The organism is Pseudomonas sp. SIMBA_068 (assembly GCF_046534705.1).
In the GTDB taxonomy this organism is placed as follows: domain Bacteria; phylum Pseudomonadota; class Gammaproteobacteria; order Pseudomonadales; family Pseudomonadaceae; genus Aquipseudomonas; species Aquipseudomonas putida.
This window is the reverse complement of the sequence record NZ_JAWRYI010000005.1, coordinates 311,997-327,494: the sequence shown is the minus strand read 5'-3', so window position 1 is coordinate 327,494 and position 15,498 is coordinate 311,997. Positions and strand designations below refer to the sequence as shown.

Here is a 15,498-nt window from a genome sequence, read left to right as displayed (position 1 = left end):
GTACACGGAGGCTTTTGCATGTTCGATTCCAGCGCCCTGCTGCGCCAGCGCTTTGCCGCGCTGCGCAGTACGGCCGAGTTGTTTTCCCTGCGCCATGTGAAACAGTCGCACCAGGCGCTGTCGGTTCGCCGCAACGTTGCCGAACCGCCGTTCTTCAGCCAGGACGAAGGCGCCATGCTCACCGTGCGGGTCAATGGCGTGGAGGCCTACGCGGCCACCGCCGACCTCTCCCAGGCTGGCCTGCAACGCGCATTGGAACAAGCCGAGGCGCTGGCCCGGCAGATTGCACGACACAGCCTGCTGGACCTGCGCAACCAGCCGGTGACCAGCGCACGCCACGACCATATCTCGCCCAACTTCGACCAGCCCGTCCCCTCCCTCGCCGACTGCCTTGGCCTGCTCGCTGCCGAATCGGCCAGCGTGCCCAAGGACAGCCGCCTGGTGGACTGGCAGGCCAGTCTGGGCCTGAGCCTGGTCGAGCAAACCTACCTGAACTCCGCGGGCGCCGAACTGCGCCACGCACAGCGTTTCCTGTTCCCGGGGCTGGGCGTAACCGCCAGCGATGGCCAGGACAGCCAGAGCCGCAGCCTGGGCCGCGACAACTTCGGCCAGCAGGGCGGTTTCGAGATCATCGAGCGCTGCGGGCTGGTCGGCGCCGCCCGGCAGGTGGCCGACGAGGCACTGCAACTGCTGCTGGCCCCCAACACCCCCAGCGGCCCGCGCGACCTGCTGCTGATGCCCGACCAGATGATGCTGCAGATCCACGAGTCCATCGGCCACCCGCTGGAGATGGACCGCATCCTCGGCGACGAGCGCAACTACGCGGGCACCAGCTTCGTCAAAGCCAGCGACTTCGGCCACCTGCAGTACGGTTCCAGCCTGTTGAACGTGACCTTTGACCCGACCATCGGCGAAGAACTGGCCAGCTACAGCTTTGATGATGACGGCACCCCGGCCAGCAAGCAGTTCCTGATCCGCGACGGCCTGCTGCTGCGCCCACTGGGCGGCGCGCTGTCGCAGTTCCGTTCTGGCCTGGACGGCGTGGCCAACAGCCGCGCCTGTGGCTGGAACCGTGCACCGATCGACCGCATGGCCAACCTCAACATCGAACCGGGTGATCAGAGCCTGGAGCAACTGGTGCAAGGCATCGAGCACGGCATCCTGATGCGTACCAACCGCTCGTGGTCCATCGATGATGCGCGCAACAAGTTCCAGTTCGGCTGTGAACATGGCCAGTTGATTGAAAACGGCGAGCTCAAGGGCATCGTCAAGAACCCCAACTACCGTGGGATCTCCGCGCAGTTCTGGCGCAACCTGTCGGCCGTCGGCGACCGCAGCACCTTCCAGGTACTGGGCACGCCCAACTGTGGCAAAGGCGAACCTAACCAGGTGGTGCGGGTCGGCCATGCCTCGCCGGCCTGCGTATTCAGCCAGATCGATGTATTCGGAGGAGACGCCTGATGAAGCACGCTTTCGAAACGCTTGTCGGGGATGTACGCGCTGCCCTGCAAGCAGGCGAGCAGTTCACCCTCGGCTACAGCGCAGAACAGTCGCAGTTCGTGCGGTTCAACCACGCCAAGGTGCGCCAGGCCGGTGAAGTGAGCCAGGCAAGCGCGCAACTGCGGCTGGTGCGCGATGGCCGCCAGGCGGAACAGCAGGTGACCTTGAGTGGCGACATGCAACTAGACCGCCAGCGCCTGAGCGATGCCCTTCAGCAACTGCGCCAGACCTTGCCGTTGCTGGCCCTCGACCCGTACCTGCGCCTGGACGAATGCGCCTGGCACAGCCACAGCCTGCTGGACCATCCCCTGCCCGCACTGGACGAAGTACTGGCCCTGCTCGACCGTGAAGCTGGCAACCTGGACCTGGTCGGCATCTACGCCGCCGGCCCGATCTGCCGGGGCTTTGCCAGTTCGTTCGGGGCCTTTGGCTGGCACCAGGCCAACAGCTTCAACTTTGACTGGAGCCTGTTCCACGAAAACGGCCAGGCGGTGAAGGCCAACTACGCCGGCCAGCGGTGGAGCGCCGACGACTTCACCGAGCGCCTGCGCCAGGCACGTGAACAACTGGGCTTCCTTGGCCGCCCGGCAGTTACCCTCAAGCCTGGCAGCTACCGAGCCTACCTGGCGCCTGCGGCCATGGACGAAATCGCCGGCATGCTGTGCTGGGGCGGTTTTTCCGCACAGGCCCTCGCCACCGGCAACAGCGCCTTGCAGCGCCTGTACAACGGCGATGCACGGTTAAGCCCGCTAGTGAGCTTCACCGAGCAGGTCAGCGGCTCGCTGAGCCCGGCGTTTTCCGATGAAGGGGCGCCACGCCTGGATGTGCCGTTGATCCAGCAAGGCGCCGCGCAGCAACGCTTGATCTGCGCACGCAGCGCGGTCGAGTTCGAGCTACTGGCCAATGGCGCCGACAGCTACGAGTCGCCCTGCGCGCTCAGCCTGGCGCCGGGCAACCTGGCCAATGAGCAGGTCCTTGAGCGGCTTGGCACCGGGCTGTACATCAGCAACCTGTGGTACCTGAACTACTCTGACCTGCCGGCAGCACGCATGACCGGGCTGACCCGCTTCGCCACCTTCTGGGTGGAAAACGGGCAGATCCAGGGGCCGGTGAGCACCATGCGCTTCGATGACAGCCTGTACAGTTTGCTGGGCAACCAGCTGGAGGACCTGACCCAGGAGCGCGAGATGATCTTGTCGACCAGTACCTATGGCCAGCGCAGTACCGGGTCGAGCCATTTGCCCGGGGCACTGGTCAAAGGCCTGACCCTGACATTGTGACTGGACTTGCCGCCCCTTTCGCGGCTTTAGCCGCGAAAGGGGCGGCACTGACAAACGAGGAAGTCATGCCTGAGCGCACCCCGCTGGACCCCGTCACCGCCCGCTGGATCCCCTGGGTGGTGGCCATCGCTTTCTTCATGCAATCCCTGGACGGCACCATCCTCAACACCGCGCTGCCGGCCATGGCCCGCTCGCTGGCCGAAGACCCGCTGCGCATGCAGGGTGTGATCATCGCCTACATGCTCACGGTGGCCCTGCTGATCCCCGCCTCGGGCTGGATTGCAGACCGTTTTGGCACCAAGCGCATCTTCTTCAGCGCCATCCTGCTGTTCAGCTTCGGCTCGCTGCTGTGCGCCGCAGCCAACAGCCTCGGCTTCCTGATCTTCGCCCGCGTCGTCCAGGGCCTGGGCGGTGCACTGATGCTGCCGGTCGGGCGGCTGGTGGTGCTGCGCGCCTACCCGCGCAGCGAGCTGGTGCGGATCATGAGTTTCATCACCATCCCTGGCCTGCTCGGCCCACTGCTGGGGCCAACCGTCGGCGGCTGGCTGGTGGAAATCCTCAGCTGGCACTGGATCTTCCTGCTCAACCTTCCAGTCGGCCTGATCGGCTGCATTGCCGTCTGGAAATTCATCCCGGACCTGCGCGGTGCCGAGCGAACCTCGTTCGACGGCCCGGGGTTCCTGTTGTTTGGCGCAGCGATGGTATTGATCACCATCGCCATGGAAGGCCTGGGCGAGTTGCACCTGCCGCACCTGCGGGTGATGTTGCTGCTGTTCGCCGGCATGGCCTGCCTGGCCGCCTACTGGCTGCGCGCCGGGCGCGACCCGGAGCCGCTGTTCTCGCCCAGCCTGTTCCGCGTGCGGACCTTCGCCATCGGCATCCTCGGCAACCTGTTCGCCCGCCTGGGCAGCGGCGCACTGCCGTTCCTGGTGCCGTTGCTGCTGCAGGTGGCACTGGGCTACTCACCCGCCCAGGCCGGTATGAGCATGATCCCGCTGGCGGCAGCGGCCATGCTGGCCAAGTCTGTCGCAAGGCCGCTGATCGAGCGCTTCGGCTACCGCATCATCCTCACCGGCAACACCTTGTTGCTGGGCCTGCTGCTGGCCAGCCTCGGCCTGGTCGATGAGCAGACACCCTACGCAGTGCTGCTGATCCAGCTGGGCCTGCTGGGCGCGGTCAACTCCATGCAGTTCACGGCCATGAACACGGTAACCCTGATCGACCTCGATGACGCCAGCGCCAGCAGCGGCAACAGCCTGCTGTCGGTGGTCGCACAATTGGCGCTGAGCCTGGGCGTGGCCTGTGCCGGCGCCTTGCTTGGAGGCTTTACCGCCGCCGGTAGCGCCGAGGGTGTGGAAAGCACCCTCGGCGCCTTCCAGTTGACGTTTGTCACCATCGGCGTGATGGCCATGCTGGCGGCAGCGATCTTCCTGCAACTGGCGCCGACGGACGGAAGGCGTGCCCGTCGTCCGGAACAACACATGGAACCGTAGGGCGAATGGCCACGAGGCTGGTAGACTGTGCGGCATTTTTTCGCTTCGCAACGCAGGCCCGCCTCGTGACCACCGAATCCACCGCCTTTGCAACTTTGCCGTTGTCCGCCGCCATGCTGGCGAACCTGGACGCCCTCGGCTATGCCTCGATGACGCCGATCCAGGCCCAGAGCCTGCCCGTCATCCTCAAGGGTCAGGACCTGATCGCCCAGGCCAAGACCGGCAGCGGCAAGACCGCCGCCTTCGGCATCGGCCTGCTGAACCCGATCAACCCGCGCTACTTCGGCTGCCAGGCGCTGGTGCTGTGCCCTACCCGCGAGCTCGCCGACCAGGTGGCCAAAGAGCTGCGCCGCCTGGCCCGCGCCGAGGACAACATCAAGATCCTCACCCTGTGCGGTGGCGTTTCGCTGGGCCCGCAGATCGCTTCGCTGGAGCACGGTGCGCACATCATCGTCGGTACCCCGGGGCGCATCCAGCAGCACCTGGACAAAGGCACCCTGGTGCTCGACGGCCTGAACACGCTGGTGCTGGACGAAGCCGACCGCATGCTCGACATGGGTTTCTTCGACGCCATCGCCAGCATCATCGGCAAGACCCCATCGCGCCGCCAGACCCTGCTGTTCTCGGCCACCTACCCGTCCGGCATCAAGCAGTTGGCCGCCGATTTCATGCGTAACCCGCAGCAGGTCAAGGTCGAGAGCCTGCACACCGATAACCAGATCGAACAGAGCTTCATCGAGATCGACCCACAGCACCGCCTTGAAGCCGTCACCCGTGTGCTCGGCCACTACCGCCCGCAATCCTGCGTGGCGTTCTGCTTCACCAAGCAGCAGTGCGAGGACGTGGTTGCCCACCTGACGGCCAAGGGCATCGTCGCCCAGGCGCTGCACGGTGACCTGGAGCAGCGCGACCGTGACCAGGTACTGGCCATGTTCGCCAACCGCAGCAGCTCGGTGCTGGTGGCCACCGACGTGGCCGCACGCGGCCTGGATATCGATGGCCTGGACATGGTCATCAACGTGGAGCTGGCGCGTGATGCGGAAATCCACGTGCACCGCGTGGGCCGTACCGGCCGTGCTGGCGAGAAAGGTGTGGCGGTAAGCCTGGTGGCACCGGCAGAAGGCCACCGCGCCCAGGCCATCGAAGACCTGCAGAAAAGCCCGCTGCGCTGGGACTCGCTGGACAGCTTGAAGAACAAGGGCGGTGAACCGTTGCTGCCGGTGATGACCACGCTGTGCATTGCCGCAGGCCGCAAGGACAAACTGCGCCCAGGGGATATTCTTGGTGCGCTGACCGGTGATGCCGGCATCCCGGGCAAGCAGGTGGGCAAGATCGCCATCTTCGACTTCCAGGCGTTTGTTGCCGTAGAGCGCGCGCTCGCCAAGCAGGCCATGCAGCGGCTGAACAGCGGCAAGATCAAGGGCCGCGCCCTGAAAGTCCGTATTCTCTGACATTTTTTGGGGCTGCTCTGTAGCCCATCGCCGGCAAGCCAGCTCCCACAGGACCACCACAGGCCTCATGCTTGTGCAGGGCCTGTGGGAGCTGGCTTGCCGGCGATGGGCCGCACAGCGGCCCCAAACTACCCATGAGGTAACACCGTGCACTCCACCGACGTGATCATCCTCGGCGCCGGCGCCGCCGGCCTGATGTGCGCCCAGCTCAGCGCCCGCCGTGGCCGCCGGGTGCTGCTGCTCGACCACGCCAACAAGCCGGGCAAGAAAATCCTCATGTCCGGCGGCGGGCGCTGCAACTTCACCAACATGTACACCGAGCCAGCCAACTTCCTGTCGCACAATGCGCACTTCTGCAAGTCGGCCCTGGCCCGCTACACCCAATGGGACTTCATCGAGCTGGTGTGCAAACATGGCGTGGCCTACCACGAGAAGAAGCTCGGCCAGCTGTTCTGCGACAACAAGGCCAGCGACATCCTCGACATGCTGCTGGCCGAATGCGACGAGGCCGGCGCCGAGATCCGCATGCACACCAGCATCGAACACATCGAGAAGACCGAAAGCGGCTACCTGCTGCAGACCAGCGGCGGCCAGTTCGCCTGCCAGTCGCTGGTGATCGCCACCGGGGGCCTGTCGATCCCGACCCTGGGCGCCACCGGCTTCGGCTACCAGGTGGCGCGCCAGTTTGGCCACACCCTGCTGCCTACCCGCGCCGGGCTGGTGCCGTTCACCATCACCGAGCCCCAGCTCAAGGCACTGTGCACCGAGTTGTCCGGCACCTCGCTGGACTGCACCGCCAGCTGCAACGGCACCAGCTTCCGCGAGAACCTGCTGTTCACCCACCGCGGGCTGAGCGGCCCGGCGATCCTGCAGATTTCGTCGTTCTGGGAAGCCGGTGACACGGTCGAAATCAACCTGCTGCCGGACCGCGATGCGCTCACCTGGCTGCAGCAGATGCAGGCCGAACGTGCCAACGCCGAACTGAAGACCGTGCTGGGCGAGGTATTCACCCGCAAGCTGGCCAACCTGCTGGCCGAGCAATGGTTCGAGTCCAGGCCGATGAAGCAGTACACCCCGGCGGAACTGGCGCAAATCGCCGAAAAACTGGCGAACTGGCAAGTGGTGCCGGCCGGCACCGAAGGCTACCGCACCGCCGAAGTGACCTTGGGCGGCGTGGATACCCGCGAAGTGTCGTCCAAGACCATGGAATCGCTGAAAAGCCCGGGGCTGTACTTCATCGGGGAAGTGCTGGATGTCACTGGCCACCTGGGCGGTTTCAACTTCCAGTGGGCCTGGGCATCGGCCAACGCCGCGGCGCAGTTCGTGTAGAGTAGAATCCATTCAGCAGCACGGAACGCTTCTTGCTGGCCCGTGCTGCACTGCATTCTTCGCTCACTGCCTAGCAGGCCATCATGTCATCGAGCTCGTTCCGTCAGTCACTGCGTCGCCTGTGGGGCCAAGACAAGTTCAGCTACAGCATCCGGGTCACCATCGCCCTCACCGGCAGCCTGGCCCTGTGCTGGTACCAGAACGAGATGGCCCTGCTGATTCCGCTGTTCCTCGGCATCATCGCCAGCGCCCTGGCCGAGACCGACGACAGCTGGCAGGGCCGCCTCAGCGCCCTGGCCGTTACCTTGGTGTGTTTCGCCATCGCTGCGCTGGCGGTCGAGTTACTGTTCCCCTACCCCTGGATCTTCGCCATCGCCTTGGCCTTGGCGGCGTTCGGCCTGACCATGCTCGGCGCCTTGGGCGAGCGCTATGGTGCGATTGCCTCGGCGACACTCATCACGGCGGTTTACACCATGATCGGTGTGGACCAGCGCGGTGGCCAAGTGACGGACTTCTGGCACGAGCCACTGTTGCTGGTGGCCGGTGCGGCCTGGTACGGGCTGCTTTCAGTACTTTGGCAGGCGTTGTTTTCCAACCAGCCGGTGCAGCAGAGCCTGGCCAAGCTGTTCTTCGAACTGGGCAGCTACCTCAAGCTCAAGGCCAGCCTGTTCGAGCCCATCCGCACCCTCGACGTCGAGGCCCGGCGCCTGGAGCTGGCCCAGCAGAACGGCAAGGTGGTGGCAGCGCTCAACGCAGCCAAGGAGATCATCCTGCACCGCGTGGGCAACAGCCAGCCGAACTCCAAGGTCAGCCGCTACCTCAAACTGTACTTCCTGGCCCAGGACATTCACGAGCGAGTCAGTGCCTCGCACTACCCCTACAACGGCCTGACCGAAGCGTTTTTCCACAGCGACGTGATGTTCCGCTGCCAGCGCCTGCTGCGTAAACAAGGCTCGTCCTGCCAGGAGCTGGCCCGCTCGATCCGCCTGCGCCAGCCGTTTGTGCTGGCCAGTGGTTATCCAGAAGCCCTCGAAGACCTCAACGCCTCGCTGGAGCACCTGCGCCTCCAGAACAACCCGGCCTGGCGCAGCCTGTTGCGTTCGCTGCGGGCACTGGCCGCCAACCTGGCAACACTGGACCGCCTGCTAAGCGCCGCCAGCAACCCGGACAGCCTGGCCGATGCCAGCGACAGCAGCCTGCTCGACCGCTCGCCACGCTCGCTGAAGGACGTGTGGAAGCGCCTGCGCACCCAGCTCACGCCGACTTCGCTGTTGTTCCGTCACGCCCTGCGCCTGCCGCTGGCGCTGTCGATCGGCTACGGCATGGTGCACCTGATCCACCCGACCCAGGGGTACTGGATCATCCTGACCACGCTGTTCGTGTGCCAGCCCAACTACGGTGCAACCCGGCGTAAGCTGGTGCAGCGAATCTTCGGCACCGCCGTTGGCCTGACAGTGGGCTGGGCGTTGTTCGACCTGTTCCCCAACCCGGTCATCCAGTCGCTGTTCGCCGTGGTTGCCGGGGTGGTGTTCTTCGTCAACCGCACCACCCGCTACACCCTGGCCACCGCCGCGATCACCCTGATGGTGCTGTTCTGCTTCAACCAGATCGGCGATGGCTACGGCCTGTTCCTGCCGCGCCTGTTCGATACCCTGGTGGGCAGCCTGATCGCCATCCTGGCGGTGTTCCTGTTCCTGCCGGACTGGCAAGGGCGACGGTTGAACAAGGCGCTGGCCAATACCCTGGCCTGCGCCAGCGTGTACCTGCGCCAGATCATGCAGCAGTATGCCCACGGCAAGCGCGACGACCTGGCCTACCGCCTGGCCCGGCGCAACGCCCATAACGCCGACGCCGCGCTGTCCACGACCTTGGCCAACATGCTGATGGAGCCTGGGCACTTCCGTAAGGAAGCCGACGTCGGCTTCCGCTTCCTGGTGCTGTCGCACACCTTGCTCAGCTACCTCTCGGGGCTGGGCGCGCACCGTGACACGGCCTTGCCGGCAGAGGTGCAGGAGCAGTTGATCGAGGGCGCCGGGCAAAGCCTGGCCAGCAGCCTGGACGAGATTGCCAACGGCCTGGCCGCACGGCTACCGGTGGCGATTCACAGCGATGCCGAAGAGGCGCTGGCCAATGCGCTGGAGCAGATGCCGGAAGAGCTGGATGAACATCAGCGGTTGGTGCAGACACAGTTGGCGTTGATTTGCCGGCAGTTGGGGCCGTTGCGGACCTTGGCGGCACACCTGATCAAGGAAGGTGCGCCGGCCTGATTGCTTTGTTGCCTGTGCCCGCGAAGAGGCCAGCACAGGCGATACAGATCAGAAGCCATGCTGGCGCAACAGCCGGTCATAGCTGCCATCGGCCTTCATCGCCGCGATGGCCTGCTCGAAACGCTCGACAATGCGCTTATGCTCCGGGTGCTTCAGGCTCACCAGGATATGCAGGGTGTTCTCCCCCAGCGGCGGCTCCACCAGCATTACCCCATCACGCACTTCCTGCGGCTCACGCTGCAGGTTGTAGCGGGCCACGTACTCGTCTTCCACCGCCAGGTTCACCCGCCCTGCCGCCAGCATGCGTACCGCCGACGAAAAGTTGCGCACCGGCACCTTGTGCAGGCGGGTATCGCCGTCGAATTCCGGTGAATAGGCGTAATCACGCACTACGGCGATGGTGTAGGGGTACAGATCCGACTGGCCTTTGTAGTGGAACGCTTCGCCCGTGCGTTGCAGCAGGCGAATGCGGTTAGTCAGGTAGGCACTGGAAAACTGCCCGATGTTGGTGCGCGAGTCGTTGTACCAGGCATTGATCAGTATGTCGTAGCGCCCTTCACCTACCCCCAGCAGCGCCCGCGCCCAGGGCGCTTCTTCATAGCTGCTGGTGTAGCCGGCACGGGCCAGCGCCGTGGTGACGATGCTGGTCGCCAGGCCGCCGCCCGGCATATTGGCATCCGTGAACGGTGGCCAGTTGTCAGCCACCAGGCGTAGCTTGTCGTGACCCGGGGCGGCCGTGGCCCCCAGCATTGCCAGTAATCCCAGAACACAAAGCAGTGGCCGCATGCTCAAGTCCTTTCGCAATGGTGGGCACACACTGCCGAAGAGATTACACAAAGCTGTTACCAAGGGCAGCGGCCAATAGTGTCATTTAGCCTCTATTTTGGCCGAAGCACCGACGACGTGCGATGATCGACTACCCACTCAAGGAGTTCGCCCATGTCCATCGACTGGCTCTGCAAGCACCACACCGACCTCGGCAAGGAGCAGCTCTACGCCATTCTGCAGTTGCGCACCGAAGTGTTTGTGGTCGAACAGCGCTGCGCGTACCAGGAAGTCGATGGCCAGGACCTGAGCGGCGATACCGTGCACCTGATGGCCTGGCAGGACGACAAGCTGGTGGCTTATCTGCGCTTGCTCGACCCGCAGTCCCAGGGCGGGGATGTGGTTATCGGGCGGGTGGTGACCGCCCCCGAAGCGCGCGGCCTGAAACTGGGGCACCCGTTGCTGCTCAAGGGGCTGGAGGCGGCAGAGCATTGCTGGCCGGGAGTACCGGTTTACCTGTCGGCGCAGGCGCATTTGCAGGAGTTTTATGCCCGCCATGGGTTTGCGGTGGTGGGCGAGGAACATCTTGAAGATGACATCCCGCACATCGGGATGCGCAAAGGCTGACATTGCCGGGGGTGCTTTGCCCCCCTTTCGCCGGCAAGCCAGCTGCCACAGGTTCCGCACAGGCCTGGGCCCCAAATGCTTCAGGGGTAACCCAGCACTTCGCGGATCTGCCGCAGATGGCGGATGATCCACTGCTTGTCGATCGCCCCCCAGTCATGAATGCGGTAATGCCCGGCGTGGTTGCGTGCGCCTTCCTGCTGTTCGAACTCGCAGACGATGTCCAGGTCGGCCAGGGCGGCGATGGTGTCCTGGGCCGTGCGCCGCGGCATGCCGGTGGCCTCCATCAGGGCGGGCACGCTGGTCGCGGTCTGGCTGTCGATCAGCCAGGCGACGTACAGGCGACGGTAGAAGCTGCTCTTGGTCTTGCTCACTTCCATGCTGCGGGGTCCTTAGCAGTTGCCTGGCAGCTCCCGATAGGTCAGGTAGACGCGCAGGTCGAATTCCAGTTGGTGGTAGTCCGGCTCCATGTGCTGGCAGAGCTGGTAGAACGCCTTGTTGTGATCGCGCTCGCGCAGGTGCGCCAGTTCGTGCACCACGATCATGCGCAAGAACTGCGGCGCAGCTTCCTTGAACAGCGAGGCAATGCGGATTTCCTTCTTCGCCTTGAGCTTGCCGCCCTGCACCCGCGAAACCGCCGTGTTCAGGCCCAGGGCCCGATGGGTCAGGTCGAGGCGGTTGTCGAACAGCACCTTGTCCAGGTTCGGCGCACTGCGCAGGTATTGCTGGCGCAGGTCCTGGGCATAGCCGTACAGCGCCTTGTCGCTTTGCACGTCATGGCGGTCGGGATAGCGGCGCTGGAGGTATTCGCCCAGGCGGTCGCTGTCGATCATCTGCCGCACCTGCTCTTGCAGGTGCGGGGGGTAGGCTTGCAAGTAACGTAATACGGTCATGGCGCTGCATTCGGCGTAACGAATGCCGATTCTAGCCAATCACGGGCCAGGCCAGGAGAAAATCGCCGGGAAGCCGCTGGCATCCGCCGCGGTCATCGGGTACGCCACCAGGAAACCCTGCACGTATTCGCAACCATTGGCCTTCAGCCAAGCCGCCTGGGCCGGGGTTTCCACACCCTCGGCGATCACTGTGATGCCGTAGTCGGCGCACAGGCCGATGACGCTGCGGACCAGGGCAGCATCCACTGCCGAATCGGGCAAGCGCGCCACCAGGTGGCGGTCGAGCTTCAAGGTGTCGATCGGCAAGTCACGCAGCATGCGCAACGAGCAGTCGCCGGCGCCAAAATCGTCCAGGGCCACCCGCACCCCCAGCTCGCGCAAGCGGTGTATCTGTTTGACCGCCGCATCGATGTTGTACATCAGCGAAGTTTCCGCGACTTCCACCTCCAGCTGCGCCGGGTCCAGCTGGTAAAGCTGGATCACCCGCTGCAACTCCTCTACCAGGCCGGGCATGACAAACTGCGCGCGGCTCAGGCTGATGCCAAGCACAAGGTCGGCGGGAAACCGGTCGTACCAGGCGTGGCGCTGGGCGGCCCCCTGGCGGTAGATCCAGCTGGCCAGGCGGTTGATCAGGCGGGCTTCTTCCAGCAATGGAATGAACAGCCCCGGCGGCACGTCGCCGACGCTGGGGTGCTGCCAGCGCAACAAGGCCTCGAAGCCACGCAGTCGGCCATCAATGAAGGACACCTGCGGCTGGTACACCAAGGTGAAGTCCTGCTGCTCGATGGCGGCGCGCACACTGTCTTCCAGCATCAGCCGCGAACGCGCCCGGCCGTTGAGCTCCTGGTCGTAGAAACGGTACTGCTGGCGCCCGGCCTGCTTGGCGGCGTACATCGCCGCATCGGCTGCGCGCAGCAGGCCTTCCACATTGGCCCCGCAGTCCGGGAAGGTGGCGATGCCGATGCTGACCCCAAGGCACACATCCAGCCCTTCGATCTGGTGGCTGATGGAAATACGCTCAAGCAGTTTCTCGGCATAGCGCCCGGCCTGTTCGGGATAGGGCAGGCTGTCGAAAAGCGCGGTGAATTCATCCCCTCCCATGCGTGCCAGCAAGGCCTCGCTGCCCAGGCAATCCTTGAGTTGCTCGCCCACCCAGCGCAGGACGCGGTCACCGGTGTCGTGGCCCAACGAGTCGTTGATGCGCTTGAAGCCATCCAGGTCCATGTACATCAACGCCTGCGCCTTGTCCGAGCGCTCGTTGCGCAGCAGCGCACCTTCGGCAGCCTGGTAGAAACCGCGGCGGTTGAGCAGGCCGGTGAGCGGGTCGGTCACGGCCTGGTATTCCAGCTGCTGGTGGAGGTTGCGCACCACCGACATGTCCAGCACGGTGACCACCATGGCCTGCTGGTCAGCCGGCAGCGGTGCGCAGGACAACGCCACCGGCACCAGTTCGCCGCCGGGGGTACGCAGCTGGGCATCATGCACCCGGAAGATACGCCGCCCCAGGTAGGCCTGGTAGAAGTCAGAATCACCCCACAGGCTGGCACTGGTCAGTTGCACCAGGTCGAGCAGGTGCACGCCCTGCAGTTGCTGCATCGGGGCAGACAGCAAGCGTGAAATGGCCGGGTTGGCAAAACTGATGATGCCCTGGGCATCCACCACCAGGATGCCTTCGGCGGCATTCTCCAGGATCGACGCATTGAACGCCCTGGCCGCTTCCAGTTCGCGCGTCAGGCGCTGCAGCATGCGCCGGTTGCGTTGCTGATCGAGCAAGGCCTGGACCTTGGGCTTGAGAATTTGCGGGTCGAACGGTTTGAACATGTAGTCCACAGCGCCGCTGGCGTACCCTTTGAGCACGGCGGCTTCGGACTGTTCGTTGGCGGTGAGGAATATGATGGGTGTCAGCCGGGTGCGCTGGCTGCCACGCATCAGCCGGGCGACTTCGAAACCATCCATCTCCGGCATCTGTACATCCAGCAAGACCAGGTCGACATCGTGTTCGAGCAACGCACTCAAGGCTTCTGTCCCCGAGCTTGCCGTCAACACTTGCCAATCCTGCCGGGCCAGCAACGCCCGCATGCTGATAAGGTTCTCCGGGTAGTCATCTACCACCAGTAGAACCGAGCAGCCATCCAGTGGCTGTGGTTGAACTTGAGCTTGAGCGCCATCCATGCTGCTTCTCGATTATGTGACCGACTTCAAAATACGGTTGGATCCATTAGTACTCTAGACCTGAGGTGGTAACACGCAATGCAATCAGAACGCTATCAGCGGTTCAACTGTACGGTAGCCGACTAACGGTCGGTCTGCCGGATTTATCCTCCGGCTTTTTGTCGCCCCAAAAAAAACCCGCATCACTGCGGGTTTTTTACGGCTGCCGGTCGATCAGTTGACCTTGGCGGCCAGCTCACCTTTCAGGTAGCGCTGGTACATGCCTTCCAGGGAGATCGGCTTGATCTTCGAGGCATTACCCGCGGTGCCGAAGGCTTCGTAACGGGCGATGCACACGTCACGCATGGCTTTGACGGTTTCACCGAAGAACTTGCGTGGGTCGAACTCGCTCGGGTTCTGCGCCATCAAGCGACGCATTGCACCGGTGGAAGCCAGACGCAGGTCGGTGTCGATGTTGACCTTGCGCACGCCGTGCTTGATGCCTTCAACGATCTCTTCGACCGGTACACCGTAGGTTTCCTTGATGTCGCCGCCGTACTGGTTGATGATCGCCAGCCACTCTTGCGGTACCGAGGAAGAACCGTGCATCACCAGGTGGGTGTTGGGGATGCGCTTGTGGATTTCCTTGATGCGGTCGATGGCCAGCACGTCACCGGTAGGTGGCTTGGTGAACTTGTAGGCACCGTGGCTGGTACCGATGGCGATCGCCAGGGCGTCGACCTGGGTCTTCTTGACGAAGTCGGCCGCTTCTTCCGGATCGGTCAGCATCTGGCTGTGGTCCAGCACGCCTTCGGCGCCGATGCCGTCTTCTTCACCGGCCATGCCGGTTTCCAGCGAACCCAGGCAGCCCAGCTCGCCTTCTACCGAAACGCCGCAGGCGTGCGCCATGGCAACGGTCTGCTGAGTAACGCGGACGTTGTACTCGTAGTCGGTCGGGGTCTTGCCGTCTTCGCCCAGCGAACCGTCCATCATCACCGAGCTGAAGCCCAGCTGGATGGAGCGCTGGCAGACGTCAGGGCTGGTGCCGTGGTCCTGGTGCATGCACACCGGGATGTGCGGGAATTCTTCGATCGCAGCCAGGATCAGGTGACGCAGGAACGGGGCACCGGCGTATTTGCGGGCACCGGCCGAGGCCTGGACGATCACCGGGGAGTCGGTCTTGTCAGCCGCTTCCATGATGGCGCGCATCTGCTCAAGGTTGTTGACGTTGAAAGCTGGTACGCCGTAACCGAACTCGGCGGCGTGGTCCAGCATCTGGCGCATGCTAATGAGTGCCATTGTGTATCTCTCTCCCGACAAGCGTCGTTTGTTTCGTGCAAGCCTGCCGCAGGGGCGGTTGCTGTTCAAGTAGTGTGGGCCATTCACGCGGCCCGGCCAGTCACGGTGCCTTGCAGCCCCGCCCAATCAGATCGTTGGTTGCCACCCAGTACACCAGGCCTTCTTCGCCCTTGGTGTGGAAGGCCAGCATGCCATCGCTGTACAGCGCACCCGAAGCACCCGGCTCGGACTTGAGCCGGTAGACCTGGTCACCGCCGCCAAGGCGTACGTCGACCTGGTCGCGTTGTGCATCGGCGAAGCGCCACAGCACTTCGGCCTGGGTGTCGCAGACCCAACGGGTCCAGTTGTCTGCCGGGGCGGTTTGCGCCGGCTGCAGCAGTGAGCATCCTGCCAGTGTCGCCAGGGCCGTTACGGCCAAAAGCGCTTTCATTACATATCCTCTAGAT

At 64.1% G+C, this 15,498-nt stretch carries 13 protein-coding genes; 7 read left to right on the top strand and 6 right to left on the bottom strand.

Annotated elements, in window-relative coordinates; all coding sequences use genetic code 11:
* Positions 1–18 precede the first annotated feature (18 nt).
* The 6 genes from SB756_RS14975 to yccS all read left to right on the top strand — a co-directional run bounded on the left by SB756_RS14975 (position 19) and on the right by yccS (position 9,320).
* The gene (locus SB756_RS14975; RefSeq protein ID WP_341796938.1) at positions 19–1,461 is read left to right on the top strand and encodes a TldD/PmbA family protein; all 1,443 of its coding nucleotides are present in this window, start codon (positions 19–21) and stop codon (positions 1,459–1,461) included.
* On the top strand, positions 1,461–2,780 hold the full coding sequence (locus tag SB756_RS14970; RefSeq protein WP_410911034.1) for a TldD/PmbA family protein: 1,320 nt from the start codon (positions 1,461–1,463) through the stop codon (positions 2,778–2,780). Before SB756_RS14975 ends, SB756_RS14970 begins: the two co-directional genes overlap by 1 nt.
* A gap of 65 nt (positions 2,781–2,845) precedes the next feature.
* The gene (mdtD, locus tag SB756_RS14965) at positions 2,846–4,273 is read left to right on the top strand and encodes a multidrug transporter subunit MdtD (protein WP_061202575.1); all 1,428 of its coding nucleotides are present in this window, start codon (positions 2,846–2,848) and stop codon (positions 4,271–4,273) included.
* Between the two features lie 113 nt (positions 4,274–4,386).
* Complete coding sequence (gene dbpA, locus SB756_RS14960; protein ID WP_231995348.1) at positions 4,387–5,724, top strand: ATP-dependent RNA helicase DbpA; 1,338 nt, start codon at positions 4,387–4,389, stop codon at positions 5,722–5,724.
* A 147-nt stretch (positions 5,725–5,871) separates the two neighbouring features.
* Positions 5,872–7,053, top strand: a complete 1,182-nt coding sequence (locus SB756_RS14955; RefSeq protein ID WP_016489502.1) for an NAD(P)/FAD-dependent oxidoreductase — start codon at positions 5,872–5,874, stop codon at positions 7,051–7,053.
* 83 nt (positions 7,054–7,136) lie between these two features.
* Positions 7,137–9,320 carry a YccS family putative transporter gene (yccS, locus tag SB756_RS14950; protein WP_341796940.1) on the top strand — a complete coding sequence of 728 codons (2,184 nt, stop codon included), beginning with the start codon at positions 7,137–7,139 and terminating at the stop codon, positions 9,318–9,320.
* Positions 9,321–9,368: 48 nt separating this feature from the next.
* Here yccS and SB756_RS14945 read toward each other — a convergent pair whose 3' ends face one another.
* Complete coding sequence (locus SB756_RS14945) at positions 9,369–10,106, bottom strand: substrate-binding periplasmic protein (RefSeq protein ID WP_341796941.1); 738 nt, start codon at positions 10,104–10,106, stop codon at positions 9,369–9,371.
* A gap of 153 nt (positions 10,107–10,259) precedes the next feature.
* On the opposite strand from SB756_RS14945, the gene SB756_RS14940 reads away from it, so the two are divergent.
* Positions 10,260–10,712, top strand: coding sequence for a GNAT family N-acetyltransferase (locus SB756_RS14940; protein WP_410911033.1), 453 nt, complete (start codon positions 10,260–10,262; stop codon positions 10,710–10,712).
* 80 nt (positions 10,713–10,792) lie between these two features.
* On the opposite strand, the gene SB756_RS14935 is transcribed toward SB756_RS14940, so the two are convergent.
* From SB756_RS14935 to SB756_RS14915, 5 genes are all read right to left on the bottom strand, one after another.
* Positions 10,793–11,089 carry a helix-turn-helix domain-containing protein gene (locus SB756_RS14935; RefSeq protein ID WP_003249396.1) on the bottom strand — a complete coding sequence of 99 codons (297 nt, stop codon included), beginning with the start codon at positions 11,087–11,089 and terminating at the stop codon, positions 10,793–10,795.
* A 12-nt stretch (positions 11,090–11,101) separates the two neighbouring features.
* Positions 11,102–11,602: a M48 family metallopeptidase gene (locus SB756_RS14930; protein WP_051099874.1), complete on the bottom strand. Its 501-nt coding sequence runs from the start codon at positions 11,600–11,602 to the stop codon at positions 11,102–11,104.
* A gap of 39 nt (positions 11,603–11,641) precedes the next feature.
* Positions 11,642–13,774, bottom strand: a complete 2,133-nt coding sequence (locus SB756_RS14925; protein ID WP_410911032.1) for a putative bifunctional diguanylate cyclase/phosphodiesterase — start codon at positions 13,772–13,774, stop codon at positions 11,642–11,644.
* A gap of 213 nt (positions 13,775–13,987) precedes the next feature.
* Positions 13,988–15,052 carry a class II fructose-bisphosphate aldolase gene (gene fba / locus SB756_RS14920; protein ID WP_016501943.1) on the bottom strand — a complete coding sequence of 355 codons (1,065 nt, stop codon included), beginning with the start codon at positions 15,050–15,052 and terminating at the stop codon, positions 13,988–13,990.
* A gap of 100 nt (positions 15,053–15,152) precedes the next feature.
* On the bottom strand, positions 15,153–15,482 hold the full coding sequence (locus SB756_RS14915; RefSeq protein ID WP_410911031.1) for an MliC family protein: 330 nt from the start codon (positions 15,480–15,482) through the stop codon (positions 15,153–15,155).
* Positions 15,483–15,498 lie beyond the last annotated feature (16 nt).

Coding starts and splice junctions, on each gene's coding strand:
- dbpA (WP_231995348.1), top strand. CDS start 4,387: ATGCTGGCGAACCTGGACGCCCTCGGCTATGCCTCGATGACGCCGATC.
- fba (WP_016501943.1), bottom strand. CDS start 15,052: ATGGCACTCATTAGCATGCGCCAGATGCTGGACCACGCCGCCGAGTTC.
- SB756_RS14925 (WP_410911032.1), bottom strand. CDS start 13,774: ATGGATGGCGCTCAAGCTCAAGTTCAACCACAGCCACTGGATGGCTGC.
- SB756_RS14915 (WP_410911031.1), bottom strand. CDS start 15,482: ATGAAAGCGCTTTTGGCCGTAACGGCCCTGGCGACACTGGCAGGATGC.
- SB756_RS14975 (WP_341796938.1), top strand. CDS start 19: ATGTTCGATTCCAGCGCCCTGCTGCGCCAGCGCTTTGCCGCGCTGCGC.
- yccS (WP_341796940.1), top strand. CDS start 7,137: ATGTCATCGAGCTCGTTCCGTCAGTCACTGCGTCGCCTGTGGGGCCAA.
- mdtD (WP_061202575.1), top strand. CDS start 2,846: ATGCCTGAGCGCACCCCGCTGGACCCCGTCACCGCCCGCTGGATCCCC.
- SB756_RS14970 (WP_410911034.1), top strand. CDS start 1,461: ATGAAGCACGCTTTCGAAACGCTTGTCGGGGATGTACGCGCTGCCCTG.
- SB756_RS14930 (WP_051099874.1), bottom strand. CDS start 11,602: ATGACCGTATTACGTTACTTGCAAGCCTACCCCCCGCACCTGCAAGAG.
- SB756_RS14940 (WP_410911033.1), top strand. CDS start 10,260: ATGTCCATCGACTGGCTCTGCAAGCACCACACCGACCTCGGCAAGGAG.
- SB756_RS14945 (WP_341796941.1), bottom strand. CDS start 10,106: ATGCGGCCACTGCTTTGTGTTCTGGGATTACTGGCAATGCTGGGGGCC.
- SB756_RS14935 (WP_003249396.1), bottom strand. CDS start 11,089: ATGGAAGTGAGCAAGACCAAGAGCAGCTTCTACCGTCGCCTGTACGTC.